Origin of the sequence: Blautia sp. Sow4_E7 (assembly GCF_052116245.1) — a bacterium.
GTDB lineage: Bacteria > Bacillota > Clostridia > Lachnospirales > Lachnospiraceae > Blautia_A.
This window is the reverse complement of record NZ_JBQKLL010000018.1, coordinates 48687-69398: the sequence shown is the minus strand read 5'-3', so window position 1 is coordinate 69398 and position 20712 is coordinate 48687. Positions and strand designations below refer to the sequence as shown.

General features: G+C 41.0%; 18 protein-coding genes and 2 pseudogenes. All 20 read left to right on the top strand.

Annotation, left to right across the window (positions count from 1 at the left end; genetic code table 11):
• Window positions 1-448: 448 nt before the first annotated feature.
• The 20 genes and pseudogenes from ACTQ50_RS11515 (at window position 449) to ACTQ50_RS11420 (ending at window position 20311) form a co-directional block, all read left to right on the top strand.
• Entirely contained in the window at window positions 449-769 is a 321-nt protein-coding gene (locus tag ACTQ50_RS11515; RefSeq protein WP_441484323.1) for a hypothetical protein, read from the top strand.
• A gap of 159 nt (window positions 770-928) precedes the next feature.
• Window positions 929-1342, top strand: a complete 414-nt coding sequence (locus ACTQ50_RS11510; RefSeq protein WP_441484322.1) for a single-stranded DNA-binding protein — start codon at window positions 929-931, stop codon at window positions 1340-1342.
• 148 nt (window positions 1343-1490) lie between these two features.
• Entirely contained in the window at window positions 1491-1700 is a 210-nt protein-coding gene (locus ACTQ50_RS11505; RefSeq protein ID WP_302577711.1) for a helix-turn-helix domain-containing protein, read from the top strand.
• A gap of 12 nt (window positions 1701-1712) precedes the next feature.
• Window positions 1713-4526: a DNA methyltransferase gene (locus tag ACTQ50_RS11500; protein ID WP_302577712.1), complete on the top strand. Its 2814-nt coding sequence runs from the start codon at window positions 1713-1715 to the stop codon at window positions 4524-4526.
• Complete coding sequence (locus ACTQ50_RS11495; protein ID WP_302577713.1) at window positions 4523-5320, top strand: DUF6414 family protein; 798 nt, start codon at window positions 4523-4525, stop codon at window positions 5318-5320. Before ACTQ50_RS11500 ends, ACTQ50_RS11495 begins: the two co-directional genes overlap by 4 nt.
• A complete protein-coding gene (locus tag ACTQ50_RS11490) occupies window positions 5307-6425 on the top strand; it encodes an AAA family ATPase (RefSeq protein ID WP_441484321.1) in 1119 nt (372 codons plus the stop codon). The genes ACTQ50_RS11495 and ACTQ50_RS11490 overlap by 14 nt, the downstream gene beginning before the upstream one ends.
• Before the next feature lie 199 nt (window positions 6426-6624).
• A complete protein-coding gene (locus ACTQ50_RS11485) occupies window positions 6625-8892 on the top strand; it encodes a DEAD/DEAH box helicase family protein (protein WP_441484320.1) in 2268 nt (755 codons plus the stop codon).
• The gene (locus ACTQ50_RS11480; protein WP_177298186.1) at window positions 8889-9422 is read left to right on the top strand and encodes a hypothetical protein; all 534 of its coding nucleotides are present in this window, start codon (window positions 8889-8891) and stop codon (window positions 9420-9422) included. Before ACTQ50_RS11485 ends, ACTQ50_RS11480 begins: the two co-directional genes overlap by 4 nt.
• A gap of 83 nt (window positions 9423-9505) precedes the next feature.
• Window positions 9506-10126, top strand: coding sequence for a hypothetical protein (locus tag ACTQ50_RS11475; RefSeq protein WP_441484319.1), 621 nt, complete (start codon window positions 9506-9508; stop codon window positions 10124-10126).
• Window positions 10127-10348: 222 nt separating this feature from the next.
• A complete protein-coding gene (locus ACTQ50_RS11470; RefSeq protein WP_441484318.1) occupies window positions 10349-10684 on the top strand; it encodes a DUF3847 domain-containing protein in 336 nt (111 codons plus the stop codon).
• On the top strand, window positions 10684-12348 hold the full coding sequence (gene mobQ / locus ACTQ50_RS11465) for a MobQ family relaxase (protein WP_441484317.1): 1665 nt from the start codon (window positions 10684-10686) through the stop codon (window positions 12346-12348). Before ACTQ50_RS11470 ends, mobQ begins: the two co-directional genes overlap by 1 nt.
• A 13-nt stretch (window positions 12349-12361) precedes the next feature.
• The gene (locus ACTQ50_RS11460; RefSeq protein WP_441484316.1) at window positions 12362-14263 is read left to right on the top strand and encodes an AAA family ATPase; all 1902 of its coding nucleotides are present in this window, start codon (window positions 12362-12364) and stop codon (window positions 14261-14263) included.
• Between the two features lie 131 nt (window positions 14264-14394).
• Entirely contained in the window at window positions 14395-14517 is a 123-nt protein-coding gene (locus tag ACTQ50_RS11455; RefSeq protein ID WP_256443746.1) for a hypothetical protein, read from the top strand.
• A gap of 22 nt (window positions 14518-14539) precedes the next feature.
• Complete coding sequence (locus ACTQ50_RS11450) at window positions 14540-14656, top strand: putative holin-like toxin (RefSeq protein WP_243115541.1); 117 nt, start codon at window positions 14540-14542, stop codon at window positions 14654-14656.
• Window positions 14657-14931: 275 nt separating this feature from the next.
• On the top strand, window positions 14932-15114 hold the full coding sequence (locus tag ACTQ50_RS11445) for a hypothetical protein (protein ID WP_302577724.1): 183 nt from the start codon (window positions 14932-14934) through the stop codon (window positions 15112-15114).
• Between the two features lie 27 nt (window positions 15115-15141).
• Window positions 15142-16840 (top strand): annotated as a pseudogene (locus tag ACTQ50_RS11440) (recombinase family protein).
• A gap of 55 nt (window positions 16841-16895) precedes the next feature.
• Window positions 16896-16979: pseudogene (locus ACTQ50_RS11435) on the top strand (Maff2 family mobile element protein); the annotation flags it as partial.
• A gap of 19 nt (window positions 16980-16998) precedes the next feature.
• Window positions 16999-17871 (top strand): VirB6/TrbL-like conjugal transfer protein, CD1112 family, encoded by an 873-nt coding sequence (locus tag ACTQ50_RS11430; RefSeq protein WP_441484315.1) that lies wholly within the window; start codon window positions 16999-17001, stop codon window positions 17869-17871.
• Window positions 17872-17898: 27 nt separating this feature from the next.
• Window positions 17899-18288: a PrgI family protein gene (locus ACTQ50_RS11425; RefSeq protein ID WP_154580939.1), complete on the top strand. Its 390-nt coding sequence runs from the start codon at window positions 17899-17901 to the stop codon at window positions 18286-18288.
• Window positions 18236-20311, top strand: coding sequence for a VirB4-like conjugal transfer ATPase, CD1110 family (locus ACTQ50_RS11420; RefSeq protein ID WP_441484325.1), 2076 nt, complete (start codon window positions 18236-18238; stop codon window positions 20309-20311). The genes ACTQ50_RS11425 and ACTQ50_RS11420 overlap by 53 nt, the downstream gene beginning before the upstream one ends.
• Window positions 20312-20712 lie beyond the last annotated feature (401 nt).

The window sequence follows — 20712 nt, the reverse complement described above, 5'->3', positions numbered from 1 at the left end:
ATGAGCCCGCAGGCATAAAACAGCTGATGCCGTGGAGTGAATTCATAAAGGAAAACTGTTCAGGAATAACAGATACAGAAAAAATACTACCTGAAAATCGAGGGGACCTTCCTATCTGAGGTCTCCTGGGAGTCGTACACGGGTGGTTATTCATCGCTTACGAAGGATAAAAAATGCAAGAAAAAATCATGTTGTGATTTGGTAAAACCATTTGAAGTTTACATACGGTGGCATTTACAGGAGGTTTTACTAAAATACTGTGCTTTTTAGAACAGAAACGGAAGAAAGAATAATAAAAATGTTAGAAAATCTCATTTTTATTTTGCATCGGATAAAGTCACTTGAATTTAGTATGTGAGGGCATTTTTAGAACCTTCTGCGTACCTTGACAATTTCATGAGTTTCCTGACTGGTGAACAGACTTACGCTATGACGTTTCTAATGGAAATTGAGCGAAGAAATAATGACACTCCCGGAGATGGGCGGGCTGCTCAGAGCCTTAGAGCAGTTGCCTGCGTGCAGGCAGAGGTGGTTTGCAAGAGCCACAGCCAGTCAGGGTGAAAAAACAAATCCGGAAAACTTTTTAAATAAAGGCGTATGCCTGAAAGAAAGAGGTGATGAAAGTGAGATATCTGAAAGTGGAAGAGATGCAGCTGATTTACTGGTTTGGCTGTCCAAATCTGAAGAACACAAAGGAAAGGCTGCGGTCTGTTGCTTTGCTTGCGACAAACAACTGTATAAAAAAAAGAATCATCAGGTTATGCAATAAGCTGGAAAGAAGATGTTTGTCAGAACAGTATTCGATGATATATTTCCATATCTGCGAATTGTTTTCGCCTGATGATGGAACCAGACCGCCGGGAACCAGTGCATTAATGGTACCGAATGATGATTGTATGGCAGCATAGCTGCAGAAAGGACAAAAACTATGAATAGAGTTATCTTAATGGGTAGACTGACCAGAAATCCGGAGATCAAATATGCCGGCAAAGACAATGATATGGCAGTGGCTAGATATACGCTAGCTGTGAACCGCAGATATAAGCGTGATGGGGAACAGGAGGCAGATTTTATTTCCTGTGTTACATTTGGCAGGAGCGCTGAATTTGCACAAAAATATCTTCGGAAAGGGATGCGTATCGTAATTGGTGGTCGTATCAGCACCGGCAACTATAAGGATAAGGATGGGAAAACGGTTTATACAACCGATGTCATTGTGGAGGAACATGAATTTGCACAGAATAAGGAGAGCAATCCTTCTTCGGAGCTGGAAAAAGAAACCGAAACCAATCCGGATGGATTTATGAATGTGCCGGATGATGATGAAATCCCGTTTCAGTAAGAGTTATCAGGAAAGAGATTGCCCAGTGCAGTCTCTTTTCTATCAACAGATGGATGATAAGCAGATATATTTGATGCAAAATTGATATTCAACCTAACAAAATCGTGATATAATGAAACTATGTTTGAAGCAGATCAGGAGGTAATGTATGGGTGTAAGCTATAACAGACTGTGGAAATTGCTGATTGATAAAAATATGAAACGGATCGAAATGCAGAATCTGACTGGCATCAGTGGAAATATCCTTGCCCGAATGGGAAAAAATCAGTATGTTTCCATGGAAACAGTCGAGAAAATTTGTAAGAAGCTGGGATGTTCCGTTGATGAGATGATGGAATTTACCGATGATGAAGTATAGGAGGTTGCAGCAATGACAGATGCACAGCAAAGGGCAGCTGCAAAAATATTTGCAAAAAACTGGAAAGACCGGGGATATGAAAAAGGAGACAGCCAGATATTCTGGGTAGAGTTATTGACAACGGTATTTGGTGTTACGGATATTTCCCAGTTTATTTCTTTTGAAGATCAGGTTCATCTTGATCATACCAGTTTTATAGATGGATACATAGAAAAAACGCATGTCATGATTGAACAGAAAAGTATCAACAAGAGCCTGACGGCTGCAATTAAGCAGTCTGATGGCTCCATGCTGACACCGTTTGAGCAGGCGAAGAGATATTCATCAGAATTACCGTATTCGAAACGTCCGAGATGGATTGTGACCAGCAATTTTAAGTCTTTTTACATTTATGATATGGAAAAACCGGGCGGTGATCCGGAAATTATTTTGTTAGAAGAACTGGAAAGGGAGTATTATCGGCTTCAATTTCTGGTGGAAGAAGGGAATACTAACCTTCAGAGAGAAATGGAAGTTTCCATTGCTGCGGGTGATATTGTCGGGCTGCTCTATGATGCACTGGCAAAACAATATGTAGACCCGACAACAGAACGGGCAATGAAAAGCCTGAATATCCTATGTGTCAGATTTGTATTCTGTCTGTATGCGGAGGATGCAGGTATTTTTGGTAGACATGGTATGTTTCATGATTATCTGGAAGAATTTGATGCAAAGCATATGAGAAAGGCCGTTATCGAATTGTTTCAGGTGCTTGACACAAAACCGAAAGACAGAGACCCCTATCTGGAAGAATCTCTTTCTGCGTTTCCATATGTAAACGGCGGCTTATTTGCAAATGAAAATATTGAGATTCCTCAGTTTACAGAAGAAATCCGTCAGTTGCTGCTTGAAAAAGCATCCGCAGATTTTAATTGGTCAGAAATCAGTCCGACTATTTTCGGAGCTGTATTTGAAAGCACATTGAATCCGGAAACCAGACGATCCGGCGGGATGCATTATACAAGTATTGAAAATATTCATAAAGTGATTGATCCGCTGTTTCTGGATGACCTGAAAAATGAACTGGAAGAGATCAGGCAAATACCCGTCCAGCGCACAAAAGAGAAAAAACTGAAAGAATTTCAGAAAAAACTGGCAGGGCTGCGGTGGCTGGATCCGGCATCAGGAAGTGGAAATTTCCTTACAGAAACGTATATCAGTATCCGGCGATTGGAAAATGTAGTTATAAAAGAATTGCAGGGTGGTCAGATTACTTTTGGCTTTGATGGTTCATCGCCCATTCAGGTATCCATTGACCAGTTCTATGGTATTGAAATCAATGACTTTGCAGTTACGGTAGCAAAGACGGCACTGTGGATTGCAGAATCCCAGATGATGAAAGAAACAGAAGATATTGTTCATATGAATTTGGATTTTCTTCCGTTGACAACAAATGCCTTTATTGTGGAAGGTAATGCTTTGCAGTTGGATTGGGAGGATGTTGTTCCAAAAAATCAATTGTCGTACATTATGGGAAATCCACCGTTTATTGGATATTCCTTGCAGAGTAAAGAACAGAAAAATGATATTCTGTCTATTTATATGGATGAAAAAGGAAAGCCATATAAGACTGCCGGTAAAATTGATTATGTTGCAGGATGGTATTTTAAAGCATCAAAATTTATGCAGGGAACAGCAATACGAACTGCATTTGTATCTACCAATTCTATTACACAAGGAGAACAGGTTGCTGGCGTTTGGAAGCCTTTATATGAAAGATTTGGTATTCACATTGACTTTGCCCATAGGACGTTTCGTTGGGATAGTGAGGCGAGCTTAAAAGCTCATGTACATTGTGTAATAGTTGGATTTAGTGTTGCACAAAATCTTAAAAAAAGAAAATTGTATGTAGATGGACGATTCAAAGAAGTTGATAATATTAATGCGTATTTGATAAGTGCGCCAAATGTGTTTATTGAAACTCGTACGAAACCACTTTGTAACGTATATAAAATGACTTCTGGTAATCGACCAGCTGATGGTGGACATTTGATTATTGAGGAAAATGAATATCAGGATTTTTTAGATAATGAGCCAAAAGCGATACCTTATATTAAACGCCTTAGTGGTGCAACCGAATTTATTAATAATAAAAAGCGATGGTGTTTATGGCTTGTAGGTGTTTCACCGGCAGAATTAAGAAAAATGCCGAAAGTAATGGAACGAATTGAATTATGTAAAGCAGACAGATTGACTGGAGCCGATGATAGAAAGAAATTAGCCGAAACTCCTGCTCTATTTAGAGAGACAAAAAATCCAGATACTGCGATAGTTGTGCCGAGACATTCGTCTGAAAATAGAAGATATATCCCATTTGGATTTATAGGTAAGGATATGATTTTGACTGACGCAGCTATGTGTATACCAGAAGCGGGAGTGTACGAGTTTGGCGTATTGGAATCTAATATTCATATGGCATGGGTACGTGCTGTCTGTGGCCGTATAAAAAGTGATTATCGTTATTCAAAGGATATTGTTTATAACAATTTTCCGTGGCCAACACCAACTGAACAGCAGAAGCAGAAAATAGAACAAACTGCACAGGCAGTCCTTGATGCCAGGTCATTGTATCCGGATTGTAGTCTTGCAGATCTCTATGATGAATTGACCATGCCTCCGGAACTGCGGAAAGCACATCATCAGAATGATATAGCAGTGATGCAGGCATACGGATTTACAAAAGGCAGTGAAGCATATAAAAGTGAAGCGGCCTGTGTGGCGGAGCTTATGAAAAGATATGAGCAATTATGTACACAACAGCAAAATAAGAAGGAGCAATTAATTTGAGAAATAAAAAAGCTGAAAAACCAGAATTCCTTAAAATTGTATATTTTGATGAAGACGCTGCACAGGATTACGTTGATGTTACTAATGGGGGACGCCTTGATTGGACGACAGAAGAAAACAAACAAAAGGTAGCCAAAATAGTAGCAGAGATTGAAGCTCAGGCAAAGAGTGGTTTTAACATTTTGAATTATATTAAGGCAACATTTCAGGGAAAGGTAGATGCAAGTGCGGCGGCAGATTTGACAAGTGCTTTTGATAAAACCATAAAAAATACTTTGTTAACAGATTATATACAAGCAGCATATGAAGATAGCCATGTGAAAAAATTCGAAAATAGTGGGGTCTATGCTCCTGAAAATTCAGTGACATTGTATAAAATGGTCAGTTCATATATGACAATCGTGCCTAAAGAAGAAATGCCGATAGATATGGAAAAGCTGAATGAGGCGATATTGGGTGAACGTGGTTACTATGAAATGCTTTTGAAAACTGAAAAAGATAAAAAGAGTGTATTGAGATTTAATCTTAAAGCATTCAAGAATAATTATAATCTTGTCGATTTAAGTAAAATGAAATTGACATATTATGGGATCAAAGTAGGAACCTGTAGCGAGGATAATCTGTCGATTGACAAAGAATTTAATTTCAAACCGGAAGAAGAAAAAATTACAGCAGAAGATATTGTGAATGACAACGAATCTGTATCTAATGAAGAAGAATCGGTATCTAATGGAAAAGATGAATTAAACGTTTATGATATAGTATTGGCAGGTGTGGTACGTGAAAAAGATTGAAATATTTGTAGGATCAGATTCGGCTTTTGAAAAGATTATTCCACAGAATGCAAGAAATCTTCCAGAGTTAGCAACTCAACTGGATGATGATAATAAAAAGATGGAAATGAATGTTATTATTCCAGGTCAGCCCAAGCCAAAAACTCAGAAAAAGCGGAAACCCATTGTTCGAAATCTGGTAATTCATGCTGATGAATATTGCAGTGTCCAAGAGCATGTGATTATAAATTTTATTAATTTTATTTCAAGAGTATCAGTAACAAATATGTATATACAGAACCCGCCAGAAAATATTCGAGAGCAGTTATACCGTGTATTTGATAAGAGCATTATTCACGAAGAACATCAACATTATTTAGAAGTTTCAAAAAATATGTTGCGGACATTTAACAGCCAATATGGGAAAAGAGTAATCGGGCAGGAGAAGGCAAAAAGTAAATTACTGCAGGCGATATATCCTTTAATGGATGGCAAACAAAAAAAGCCGGTTGTTATTTTGTTATATGGAGATTCAGGATTAGGGAAAACGGAGTCGGCACAATATTTAGCAGATCTAATGGGCGGTAAGTTATTAAGAAAGCAGTTTTCTATGTATCAGAATAATGAGTCAGCAAATTATATTTTCGGTGGAAGATATAATGAGAAAAGTTTTGCTCAAGACCTTTTAGCCAGAGATTCAAATGTGCTTTTGTTTGATGAGTTCGACAAGGCTTTATCTGTATTTCACAGTGCATTTTATCAATTATTTGATGAAGGTATTTACGAGGATCATAATTATAAAGTTACAGTAGATAAAGCAATTATTGTATGCACATCAAATTATAAAACAGTTGATGAAGTAAAAGAAAATTTAGGATTGCCAATTTATAACCGTTTTGATTCGATCATTAGATTTGATGAATTGTCAAATGAGGCAAAGAAAAAAATTGCAGAATTGGAAATAAAAAGGTTGAAAACAGATTTTAATATTGAGGATAATAAACTGTTTGAGAAATTGAAAGAAGCTGCTATTACTGCATCAAATGCCAGAGAAATAAAACATTTGGTTAAGGATACATTTTCTCTTTTAGCAATTAGGAAGATATGTAGTGATGCGGAAGAATAAATCTCTTAGCAAAGCTAAGAGCGCACTTCTATACATGCATTTTTAATGCCATGTATCGTGCGTCCTGCGGAGCTGTCTCCCGATTGAAGATTCATTCAATGCGGGAGATATGCGAAATCAAGATTTCGGACAAGGGTTCCCCTTGCGGCACGAGTGCCTATTTTTACATTGTACTTTATGATAAGGAGTGACCAGAATTATGGAAAAGCAAATAGACAGTATTGAAGTAACTTCCTTTGGTCAGGTTTTCCCGAAAAAAGGGACAAATACAAGAACACCATATTCTCATCAGAAAAATGCGATGGAAGCATTGGATAAGATGAATCAAGAATCATCTTTTAGTACTTTAGTGGTGCTTCCTACTGGCGGAGGAAAAACATATACTGCATCTATGTGGTTATTGAAGAATGCGATTGACAGGAAAAAGAAAATATTGTGGATCGCACACCGACAAATGCTGTTGGATCAAGCGGCAGAATCCTTTCAGAAATTTGCATATACAGAAGTGATACCTCATATTTCTTCCTTCTGTTTCCGCATTGTTTCAGGTGCATCCAGTCATGACAGAACCAGTGATATCAGGAAGGAAGATAATTTATTAATTGTTAGTAAAGACAGTATTGGAAGAAATATAGACAGATTAGATCAATGGCTAAAAGGGGAAAAAGAACTTTATTTGATTGTGGATGAAGCGCACCATTCAACTGCTAAGACATATCGAAAAGTGATTGATTATGTAAAGAAAAAAGTTCCAAACGTAAAACTGATTGGTTTAACTGCAACACCTTTCCGTACGGCAGAAGCGGAACAGGGGCTTTTAGCTAAAATATATTCAGATGGAGTCAAAAATGGACAGGTAGTTCATGGTGATATTGGAATTACATATCAGATTGGACTAAAAGAGTTGATTAACAGGCAGATTTTGGCAAAGCCTATTTTTGAAAGCTACTATACAGATGAAGCCTATGGTGATTCACTTGGGGTGGATGCCTGGGAAAGCATTCAACATCTGGATATTTTGCCAGATGAAGTTGCACAGCAAATGGCAGACAGTGCAGCTCGTAATAAGCTGATTGTAGAAACTTACAAAAATAACCAGAAGCAGTATGGGCAAACCATTTTATTTGCAGTCAACGTAGTGCATGCCATTCAGTTGACAGCGCTGTTTAAAAAGGAAGGAATAAAGGCAGATTATATCGTATCTTCAATCAAAGATGCAGTCACTGGAGTAACGATAAGTCGGGAGGATAATGAAAGAAAGCTGGAAGAATATCGTGAAGGCCATTTACAGGTTTTAATCAATGTGAATATCCTAACGGAAGGTGTGGATTTACCAAAAACGAAGACAGTATTTCTTGCAAGACCTACAGTTTCCTCAATTCTGATGACCCAGATGGTTGGACGTGCTTTGCGAGGAACAGCAGCTGGCGGTACATCCAGTGCATATATTGTTTCATTTATTGATCATTGGAATGAGCATATTGCCTGGGTGAATCCGGAGACTCTGTTTGATGGAAATAACGAGTTTCAGGATAGTGATTATGAACAGGAAAAACATGATATCCGTTTGATTGCAATATCAAAAATTGAGGAGTTTGCTTCGATTTTGGACGATTCTGTTGATACATCATTTTTGGAAAAAGTTCCATTTGAACAGCGTATTCCGGTTGGAATGTATGCTTTCACTTATTTGGAAGAGAATGGAATGGATCATTCTTATCAGGTAATGGTATATAATAGCACAAAGATTCCTTATGAGAATCTGATGGATGCTCTTCCAACTCTGTTTAAGAGTTTTGGGGTTACCGAAGAATATTTATCTGATACACAACTTAATGAAATGGAAAGCCAGTGCAGAGATTCTTTCTTCTGTGGTGAAATGGTACCGCCATATGAGAAAAGAGATGTTCTTAATATTTTGAAATATTATGCCCAGTATGAATCAATTCCACAGTTTTATACTTTTGATGAAATTGATAGAAGCAAGTTAGATGTAGGAAGGATTGCACAGCATATCTGGGATGAAGATATGGGAGAACGAAAAAGAACAGAATATATTGATTCTCTTTGGGAGTCAGGGGATGATAATATGCTTCGTCTGTTCTTTGGCAGAAAATTGTATTTCCTGAATCAGATTAATATTGAGTTGATGAAGTTGTCACATCCTGATATATATGACGATGAAAACAACATTCAGTATGGAAGCAGGGCATTGGAAGATCTTCCATTACATGAGATTGGGAAAATAAATCCGTTATTAGAGCAGCAACTTAGAAATGATACGTTTAAAAAGGCAATGGACAAGGATGGAAACTACCATTGTGCAAAATGCGGAATTTCGGATAAATCAAGGATTTTCTTTCAGGTTGACCATATTATCCCTATGAATGCTGGCGGGAAAAGTACTTTGGATAATCTTCAAATCTTATGCCGTCAATGTAATGGGCAAAAAGGGGATAAGTCATGAGGGAGTTTCTCTATTCTGCATTGGATGTTGCAGCAATTATCAGCAGTATGGAACTTGGATGCAGAGATGAAAACGAGATGATTGATTCTATCTGGAATGGTGAAAAATCATTCCTTGTTTCTGAATATAGAAATAATAAACGTAAATTCATTTTAGACGTTTATTACTGGTTGCAGTATTTTTACGAGAAGCCGATACTGGATCAGGAATTCCCTGCTGTATGGCAGGATATGATGACATCCGATAATACCATTGAGCCAGAACAGTATATGAGTGACTTTAGCAACTTAGATTTGTTTTTTAAAAAAATTCGTATTCAGATTTTGTATGGAAAAGGAAACGACTATGTGAGAGTGAAACTTAGAACGCTGCTTAAACATTATGGTTATAAAAGAAGATCACAATTATTGATTCAACATATTAATCGTTGCCTGTATTTTTATCATTTTGAGATAACTGTGCGTGGCGGGATTCCTTGTTTAATAGAGGATGCTACATTAGATCAGATGCTAATATTTCATGTGGTATAGATGTTCATTTTTCAGGAAATTATGTGGCTTCAATTAAAATTGAAAAAATGAAAAGCTGAATTCCAAAACTGTGGAGGTAGGATATGTCGCCAGAAGAGAGAGAACGCTCGTATGAGCATTATAAACAATGGCAAACAAATAAAAACCGATATAAGCATGAATGTGTTGCTTATGTACTCATAGTAGGCGTGGTTGCATTATTTGTACTAAAACATTGGAAGGAACTTTCTATTGGTTTAGTGGTAATCATTGTGGCAGGATGTATTTATCTGTTAGCAATGTTAATCCGTAAATATATTCGAATACAACAGAAAACTGCTGAGATGAAAAAGATTGCAGTAGAAGTTGGAGGTACAGATATCGTGATAGACCATGAAAAGGGAAAAGTCAGTTTTTCTGTACCAGCTGAAAATGCGGATGCAGTTATCAGTGATATTGAAAAAAATATGGGTAACTCAAGGTATAAACTTAAAGTATCACGAGTCCAAAATCCTGATAATGAAATGAAAGATAAAAAAACAACGGATGTTGGCTATGTAAATAAGAATGGCCAAAGAAATAATGGAAAAACCGAACATAAAGGAACAGACAATAATCAATGGTTTTATAGTATGGAGTGTCTAAAATGCGGTCATAAGTATTTTGCGAATGGAAGTGATATAAAGATTAGAAAATGTCCAAATTGTCAAGGTGGTAAACCATAAGGTTGTTATCTGTCACGAAAATGGACAATATAGAAAAATTATATAATGCGTAAGCCAAAGGGCATCAACCGTAAAAAAGTTGGTGCCTTTTGTTTTGCCCATTACTTTTGCCCATTTTTGGGAAAAAGTCTGGACAGGAAGCCGGTGTGAGTTAAGGGACAGAATTCATACCGGCTTTTTTATCAGTCAACCATGCAGTCAAGAGAAAGAGAGGAGACCATTATGGGAGAAAAAAGGAATCTGAAAAAACAAAGCCTTGAGAAACTTCGGCAGAATCTGGAACAGACAGAACATCAGATCGAAGTGGAAGAACGCAGACTGAACCTTTCCAAACAGCAGATGAAAGTTGCAAAGCGGAAAGCAAGGAACCACAGCCTGATTGTCAGAGGTGCGGAGGTGGAGAAAGCATTCCCGGAAGTTAAGGTGCTGACAGAAGAAGAGTTCCGGGCATTCCTGAAATGTATCGCCCACATGAAGAGTGTACATGAAATGCTGGAACGGGCAGTGAGGCATTCCGAATATAACCGCAGTCTGGCATCCTCCGGAAAGGAGCAGTAATGTCACTGTATCATTTTTCTGTAAAGCAGGTATCAAGGGGTAAAGGGCAGACGGTGGTGGGTTCCGCAGCTTATATTTCCGGGCAGAAACTGTACAATGATTATTACGAGGGAATCCATGATTACACTAAAAAAAAGGGAGTGATCTATGACGAGATCATGCTGCCGGACTATGTGCCGGATCGCTTCTCTGACCGCCAGACACTCTGGAATGAAGTGGAGTTTGCGGAAAAAGGAAAGCGGGCACAGCTTGCCTATTCCTTTAATATTGCATTACAAAATGAGCTGACCATGGAAGAAAATGTGGAGCTGGCAAGGGAGTTCTGCCGGGAACAGTTTGTCAGCCGGGGAATGATCGTGGATATGGCAGTCCATGAGGGGGAATCCAGTGACCCGGAGATTGCAGACAATCCCCACTTCCATGTGCTGGTTCCCATCCGTCCCATGAATCCGGATGGAACATGGGGGAAGAAACAGCGTAGGGAGTACAAGCTGGACGAAGATGGAAACCGTATCCGGGATGAAAATGGAAAATATATCTTTTCTGCTGTTTCCACTACCGGCTGGAATTCCCCGGAACTTCTGGAAGAATGGAGAAAACAGTGGGCGGATAAAGTCAATGCAGCATTCAAGGAGAAAGGTCTGGCAGCAAGGATAGACCATCGTTCCTATGAGAAACAGGGAATTGAACTGATTCCAACGATCCACGAGGGATATGAAGTCCGGGCGATGGAGAAAAAAGGCATCCGGACAGTGGTGGGAGACCTGAACCGGGCAATCCGCAAATTAAATGAGATATGGATCCATTTAAAAGAATCCCTTGCGTGGGCGAAAACATTCCGGGAAGAGGTAAGTGCAGAACTGTACCGGAGGGCAAACCCTACATTGATGGAAAGCCTGCAGGATTATTATGAGAAACGTGATAAAGTGGCAGATACCTACCAGTATGGGAGCCGGAAAGCACACCTGACGAACCTGAAAGAGTTTGCAGAGGCAGTGAATTACCTGACTGTGAACCAGATCGCAACTGTAGAACAGCTGAACCAGAAATTAGAGGAATTACAGACGGTTGCGGGTGGCATCCGTTCCGAAATCAAATCCCGGAGGGGAGAGATTGCCGGGTACCGGGAACTGATGGATTATGACCAGAAAATGAAAAAGCTGCAGCCGGTTATGGATAAATACCATAAGATTTTCTTTAAGGGTTCCAAGCAGAAATATTACAGTGATCATAAAAAGCAGATCGACCTGTACCGGATGTGTGAACGGAGGCTGAAACCCTACCGGGATGCACAAGGAAAGCTGCCGGTTGCACAGTGGAAAAAAGAACAGGAAAAGCTGGAGGCATTGAACCGGGATGCGGATATTGACCTTACCCCGTATGATAAGGAATTAAAGATGGTCAGGAAAGTGCAGAAGTGCATTGATGTTATGCTGAATGAAAAAAGGCAGATGCAGTCCGGTAACACCGGGCGGTCAGAAAAAGAAGATCCATCTGTGCAGCATCCGGTTTCATCTCAGGCAAAAGGATATTCCCAGAAACCAATGGTAGAAAGGACTTCTGTTCTGGAGAAGCTGAACAAAAACAAGGAGATCAAGCGGAAAGAGGAGGAAGAAAGAAAAGCATCAAAGAAGAAAATCAAAAGAAATGACATGAGTTTATAAGGAGGAAATGAAAATGCAGTATTCAGAAGAGCAGGTCAGGCGGGCAAAATCCACTGACCTTGTTTCATTTTTACAGTCACAGGGTGAGAAATTAGTGAAAAGCGGGAAGGAATACCGCTGGATGGCTCATGACAGCGTGACTGTCCGTGGAAACTGCTGGTTCCGGCACAGCCGGGGAACTGGCGGTGGACCGATTGATTTTGTGATGGAGTTTTATGGACTGACATTCCCGGAGGCAATGAAAAAACTGACCGGGGAAGAGGGGGAGGAAAGGCGGGTGGCGAAGGATGCCCCAAAACAGGGCATCCCCGCCCCTTCGCCTGATTTCCGGCTTCCAATGAGAAACAGGGATGAAAAAAAGATACTGGAATATCTGACAAAGACCAGAGGAATACAAGAGGATCTGGTAAAGGTATTTATTGGGAATGGCGATATTTATGAGGATGAAAAGCATCATAATATCGTGTTTGTCGGGAAAGACCATTCAGGGATTCCCCGGTACGCCCACATCCGGGGAACGGAAGAAGAAAAATTCCGGGGAGATGTGGCTGGTTCATCGAAAGAGTACAGTTTTTGCTACAGAGGAAACGGTGACCAGCTGTATGTGTTTGAAGCACCGATTGACCTCTTATCTTTTATTCAGCTGTTCCCGAAAGACTGGGAACAGAGAAGCTATCTTAGCCTGGGCGGTACATCGGACAGGGCACTGACAGCCTTTCTTTCTGACAGCCCAAATATCACTTCGGTATTTCTCTGTCTTGATAATGACAAAGCCGGGGAGGAAGCCTGTGAAAAGATTGCAGGGAAAGAAGTTCCCTGTGAACGGATCATCCGCTTAAAGCCGGTTTTGAAAGACTGGAATGAAATCATCTGCCATCAGGAAGAAATGCAGGGAAGGAACCCGGTTGCAGATACGGTTGTGCTGAAAGCACCGGAAAAAGAAGAGATCGTGCCTATGATTTATTATCAGGATGTGGAAGCCACAAGTGTGGAATGGCTCTGGTTTCCCTATATCCCGTTTGGCAAGCTGACCATCATTCAGGGCAATCCGGGGGAAGGAAAAACGTATTTTGCCATGAAGCTGACCGCAGCCTGCACCAACCGGAAATATCTCCCGAATATGGAGGAGACAGAACCATTTAATGTAATCTACCAGACAGCCGAGGATGGAAAGGGAGATACCATCAAACCAAGGCTGATCGAATGCGAGGCAGATCTTTCAAGGGTCATGGTGATTGATGATACAAAAATCCCACTGACATTAATGGATGACCGGATTGAGAGAGCCATCCGGCAGAACAAAGTCCGGCTCCTGATCATTGACCCGGTGCAGGCATTTATCGGTGCGGATGTGGATATGAACCGGGCGAATGAAGTCCGTCCGGTATTCCGGAAACTGGGAAATGTGGCAGAACAGACCGGATGTGCCATTGTGCTCATCGGGCATCTGAACAAAGCCTGCGGTACGCAGAGTACCTACCGGGGGCTTGGTTCCATTGACATCATGGCTGCCGTCAGAAGCCTTTTATTTATCGGAAAGGTAAAGAAAGACCCGACAACGAGAGTGCTGATCCATGAGAAAAGCTCTCTTGCTCCTCCGGGTGAGACACTTGCGTTTATGCTGGGGGATGAAGAAGGTTTCCGCTGGATTGGCGGTTATGACATCAATGCAGACGATCTCCTGAACGGGAAAGAAGGAAAACCGATAGAGACAAAACTGGAACGGGGAACAAGGCTGATGGAGGAAATGCTGAAAGACGGAAAAGAAATCCCGCTGAAGGACATTCAGGAAAAAGCGGCTGCGATGAACATTTCATCCAGAACCATGCGTGATGTCCGTAACCGGATGGGGGAACGGCTTGTGTATGGAAAAGGGACAGGACGGGAAAATACTGTCCGGTTGAAATTAGATTAGTGGCAGGATTTCTGGTTTAAAGGCAGGATTTTATAGATACCTTAAAGCCTGCCACTCTGCCACTAAAACATTTTTGCATGACAGACAGAAAGGAAGGCTGTCTGTTTATGGGGAAATGTGGCAGATTATAATTGAAAACATTGGATATTGATGGTATGATAATTCCGTGGCAGAAATGCCATGGAAGAGTTACCCATGACGGGGTGGTAGCCTCCCGAACCTTACAGACCGAAGCCTTTATGGTGACGGAATAAAAAGGAAGGGAGGTGCGTGATTATGACAGCTTATGAGATTTTGTCTCTTGTCATCGGCATATTGACTTTGTTGATTGCCTTTGGCAGCTTGATTGTTGCGTTTCTTGCCTTTCTTGACAGAAAGCACAAGAAGAAATAAAAATGCCTATCCTGTCGGCCAACAGGATAGGCGGTGTCCATAAGGACAAATAACCCATTCGAGAGGCATCCACTTTGGAGTGGGTGCTCTTTCTATATCTAATGTACCACTAATCTGTTTTTTTATCAATGAAAAATCGAAATTTCATTATATTTTCATAAATCCGTTGTGGGTATATTTGGCAGAGAAAATGAAATATGGAACCAGTGTTTGGGCAGTTAGTCTATGGAAATGGATTAGCTGCTTTTTTCTTGCAGAAAATGGAGGGGATTTTTATGGCAACGAAAAATAAGATTGTAAATATCAAGGTGTTTTTTGATGGCGATCGGGATGCGTCGCAGGTCTTTGCAGAGGTGATCGCACAGAAAATAAAGGACACGAAAAAGAAAGATTACCTTGCAAAAATGACAGATATGGATTATAATGAACATGAGTTCAGTAATCTGAAATCTGCGTAGGATGTGCGAAAGGAACGGAGGTATCAGATGAACAACGCAATGATGTATCAAAACAGCAGACGAAAAGAAAACTGTGATACATGGAGAGTCGGTATTTACTGTAGGCTTTCCAAGGATGATGAACTGAATGGCGAGAGTGCCAGTATTTCCAACCAGAGGGATATCCTGACGAATTACTGTAATTCGCAGGGATGGCAGATCGTAGGGGTGTTTCAGGATGATGGGTACACCGGATTGAACACGGAACGTCCGGATTTACAGAGGCTTTTGCAGGCATGTAAAAAAGGCCTGGTCAATCTGGTAATAACGAAAGACCAGAGCCGTCTGGGAAGGAACCACGTACAGACGGGGTATCTGATGGAAGAATTTTTCCCGAAGCATGGTGTTCGGTATGTGGCACTGTATGATAACGTTGACACATATGCCGGGGATAATGAGATCGCTCCATTTAAGAACGTACTGAATGAGATGTATTCAAGGGATATTTCCAAGAAAGTACATGCTTCTTACCATCTGCAGGCAACGAAAGGCAAGTTTACCGGTGTGGTTCCGCCTTTGGGGTATTTAAAAGATCCGGACGAAAAAGGGCATCTCCTGATAGATGAGGAGACGGCACCCATTGTCAGGAAGATCTTCCAGTGGGCGGTGGACGGACGGGGAATCAATTATATTTCCCGGGAGCTGGAACGCCAGAAAGTCCCTTGCCCGTCATGGTGGCACCGGAAACGGGGGGAACCGTACTTATTACACCAAATGGGAGCAGAAAGACCCGGAAAACGGGAAATATGTCTGGGATGAATCGTACCTGAAAGACCTGCTCCGAAATCCGGTCTACTGTGGGGATATGGCATCCCAGAAGAGGTATTATCGGTTTAAAATCGGCTCACAGGGAGACAAGGCACCGGATGAATGGATCACAGTGGAAGATACCCATGAACCGATTATTTCAAGGGATACCTTTGAACTGGTACAGGCGAAAATAAGATCGAGAAAAAGGCAGAATACCACCGGGGAATACAGCATTTTTGCGGGACTGCTTCGCTGTGCGGAGTGCGGAGGGGCATTAACCATCCGCAAAACCAACAGCAAAGACCCACGTGAGATCTATAGCTGTTCCACTTACATTCACAAAGGAAAAGCACACTGCAGCCAGCATCGGGTGGATGCAGATGATCTGTACGATGCAGTACTTTCCAAAATCCGTGAATGTGCCAGAATTGCCGTCGGCGGATGTGAGGATATGGAAGAACGTGTCCGGGAACTTTGCCATGAGGACGAACAGGATCACAGGGATAGTATTGAAAAACTGGCAGCGAAACAGAAAGACAGGCTGGAGTCCCTTGACAGGTTGATTGCCCGCCTTTATGATGACCTGATCAGTGAAAAGATTTCAGAATCTACTTTTGATAAGATGCTGGAGAAAACACAGAAAGAGCAGTCTGAGATCAAACAGGAGCTTGTAAAAAATCAGAAACTGCTGGATGCAGAAGAAAAGCTGGATGCCCAGTCTCAACAGTGGGCAGAAGATATAGGCAGCTATACAGACATCACAGAACTGGATGCCAATATACTGAACCGGCTGATCAGCAAGATTGTCATTTCAGAGCCGCAGGATGATGGAAGCAACAGTTCCCATGCGGTGGAAATGGAAATTCATTTTAATTTAAGTCCAATACCGGAGCTTGGAACCATCGAAAGAGGTTCCAGCTCCATAAGATATTTCTAATCTATCATTTTTTTATCAATTTCAAGCCCATTCGGGCAAAAATTTTCTCATATTTGGCATTATACAGCTTATGAGCGGTGGTGGTGTAATCCTCATCGGTACTCAGTTAATTCCGCTTCTTAGTGGACTGTTTGGTTAAGAGAAAGGAGTAGTTATCCATGTTCGATCAGATTTTTGATGCGATCGAAGAATGGATGAGGGAACTCCTGACAGGGATGATCAATTCCAACCTGGATCAGATGTTTACTGATGTCAATCAGAAAACTGGTGAGATTGCAAGCCAGGTTGGACAGACTCCCCAGGGATGGAATGGCAGCATATTCAGTATGATCCAGAACCTGTCCAATTCGGTAATTTTACCGATTGCAGGTATCATCATTACGTTTGTGCTCTGCTATGAACTGATTTCCATGCTTACTGAGCGTAATAACATGCATGATATTGATACATGGATGTTCTTCAAATACTTTGTGAAGATGTGGATCGCAGTGTATCTGGTAAGCAATACTTTTACGATTACAATGTCTGTTTTTGATGTAGGTCAGCATGTAGTAAATGCTGCATCCGGTGTGGTCACAGGCAGTACAGCCATTGATATCAGTTCGGCATTGACCGATCTGGAGGCTACATTGGAAGCCATGGAGATTGGAGAATTAGTAGTATTGGCATTGGAAACCCTGATCGTCAGCTTCTGTATGAGAATCATGTCCGTATTGATCACCGTAATTCTATATGGACGTATGATTGAGATTTACCTTTATACTTCGGTCGCGCCGATTCCGTTCGCCACAATGAGCAACAGAGAGTGGGGACAGATCGGAACCAATTATTTCAGAGGACTCTTTGCCCTGGCATTCCAGGCATTTCTGATGATGGTTTGCGTCGCTATCTATGCTGTGCTGGTAGCGGGTATCCAGTATTCAGATAATCTGAGTTCTTCATTATTTGGCGTAATGGCTTATACAGTCATCCTGTGTTTTAGTTTGTTTAAGACAGGATCCCTGAGCAAGTCCATTTTTAATGCCCATTAAATTAATCACAGGAAGGAGAGATAAACCATGGCATATGTCAGTGTTCCAAAGGATTTGACAAAAGTAAAAAACAAAGTGGCTTTTAATCTGACAAAGAGACAGATCATCTGCATCGGTATCGGTGCAGCGATTGGTATTCCGTTTTATTTTCTCACAAGAGGAATACTTGGAATGTCAAATGCGGCTACCGTTATGGTGATTCTAATGTTGCCGGCATTTATGTTTGCCATGTATGAAAAAGATGGGATGCATCTCGAGGATGTGATCTTGCACATCCTGAATGTAAAAGTGTTCCGGCCACCGGTCAGAACCTATGAAACAGAGAATTATTATGAATCGAATCCGGAAACAATCGGTTCGAAAAATGCAGTCAGAGGAAAGAAGGGAGGAAAGACAGGTGTCAAAAAGAAAAAATAACAGCACCAAAAAGTCAAAGAAAAAAGAAGAAAAGCGGCTTTCGGTACAAAAGACGATCCGATACAAAGAGATGGGAAAGGATGGGATCTGCCGGGTACAGGGGAATACATATTCTAAATGTATCCGGTTTTATGATATCAACTATCAGCTGGCACAGAATGAGGATAAGAATGCTATTTTTGAAAACTGGTGTGATTTCCTCAACTATTTTGACAGCAGCATCCATTTCCAGCTGAGCTTTATCAATCACAAAAGTAATATGAAGGAATTTGAGAATGTGATCCGTATCCGGCCTCAGCATGATGAGTTTGATGATGTCCGCATGGAAGATGCACAGATGCTTAAAAATCAACTGGCAAAGGGTAATAACGGTCTGGTAAAGTCAAAATATATCACGTTTTCTATCGAAGCGGAGAATATCAAGCTGGCGAAACCGAAGCTGGAACGTATCGAGTCGGATATCCTGAATAATTTCAAGGTGCTTGGTGTACCGGCATATCCCCTGAATGGTGTGGAGCGGCTTCAGATTATGTATGAAACATTTAATCCGGATGCCAGTGCCGATTTCCAGTTTGATTATGGATCCATGATCCGGACCGGTCTCAGTACAAAGGACTATGTGGCACCGACCAGCTTTGTATTTAAAGAAGGGAAGACATTCCAGATGGGGATAACGATTGGCGCAGTCTCCTATCTGCAGATTCTGGCTCCGGAGCTTACGGATAAAATGCTGGCAGAGTTTCTGGATATGGATAAGGATCTGATCGTAAACCTTCATGTGCAGTCGGTAGATCAGATGAAAGCCATCAAGCTTGTAAAAAGCAAGGTGACAGATATCAACCGTATGAAAATTGAAGAACAGAAAAAGGCAGTTCGTTCCGGATATGATATGGACATCATCCCGTCAGACCTGAATACGTATGGCGGCGAGGCAAAGAGACTTCTGGAAGATCTGCAGTCACGAAATGAGCGTATGTTCCTGGTAACTGCGCTCTTTTTGAATACAGCAAAAAGTAAACAGGATCTGGAAAATGCAGTATTCCAGACTGCCGGTATCGCTCAGAAATATAACTGTGTGTTAAGGCGTCTGGATTATCAACAGGAGGAAGGGCTGATGAGCAGTGTTCCGCTTGGTGTCAATCATGTGCCGATTAAAAGGGCACTGACGACTACCAGCACTGCTATTTTTGTTCCTTTCACAACACAGGAATTGTTCATGGGCGGAGAATCCCTTTATTACGGACTGAATGCCCTCAGCAACAATATGATCATGGTAGATCGGAAGAAGCTGAAAAACCCGAATGGGCTGATCCTCGGTACACCTGGATCCGGAAAGTCCTTTGCGGCTAAGAGAGAAATTACAAATGCATTTTTCGTGACAAATGACGATATTATCATCGGTGCTCCGGAGGGAGAATATTATCCACTGGTTCATGCCCTTGGGGGTCAGGTTATCCACATTTCTCCGACCAGCAAGGATTATATTAATCCCATGGATATCAATATGGATTATTCCGATGATGATAATCCACTGGGTGTGAAGTCAGATTTTGTCCTGTCGTTGTGTGAGCTGATCATGGGAACCAGAAATGGTATTGAGGCAGAGGAAAAATCAGTGATCGACCGGTGTCTTCCCCTTGTATATCAGAAATATTTTGCAGATCCGAAACCGGAAAATATGCCGGTACTGGGAGATTTGTATGACTGCCTGAGGAAGCAGAAAGAGCCCCAGGCTCAGCGAATCGCAACAGCACTGGAGATTTACGTTAATGGTTCTCTGAAAGTATTTAACCACCAGACAAATGTGGAACTGAATAACCGGATCATCTGTTTTGATATCAAGGAGCTTGGCAAGCAGCTGAAAAAGCTGGGAATGCTGATCGTTCAGGATCAGGTATGGAATCGCGTTACCATCAACCGGGGCTCCCAGAAATCTACCAGATATTTGATGAGTTTGAAGAATATGAAACCGAAGAGTCTAAGTTTGCTCATGCTATGGATAACATTTAACCACTTATCTTGAATAATAGCAATAATGGTGGGGATTGGCGGGAACACGATGTTACCGTAGAGCAAATTTATAAAAGACAGAGTAAAACAAAACTGGGATCTGAAAAGTTGTTTGAAATAACAGACTGCATCATTCAAGAAAATGTTAAAAAAGGGAATTTAAAGTATTAAATTTCAGTCTTTTGGTGAGTCTGCAAACACGCATTAATTTGAATTTGCCGGGATGTGGGATTCTTATTTTTGGGGAAAAGCAAGCAAAAAATAGAAATAGACATGGTTGTCCATATAAAAAAATCAATTTCTCGCTTTGTATTGTGGTTGAAATCGATGAAATAAACTAATCTATCGGTGGAAGGAGGAACAAAATGAAACAAGAAAAAGTTGGAAGTTTTCTTAAAGAGCTTCGAAAAGAAA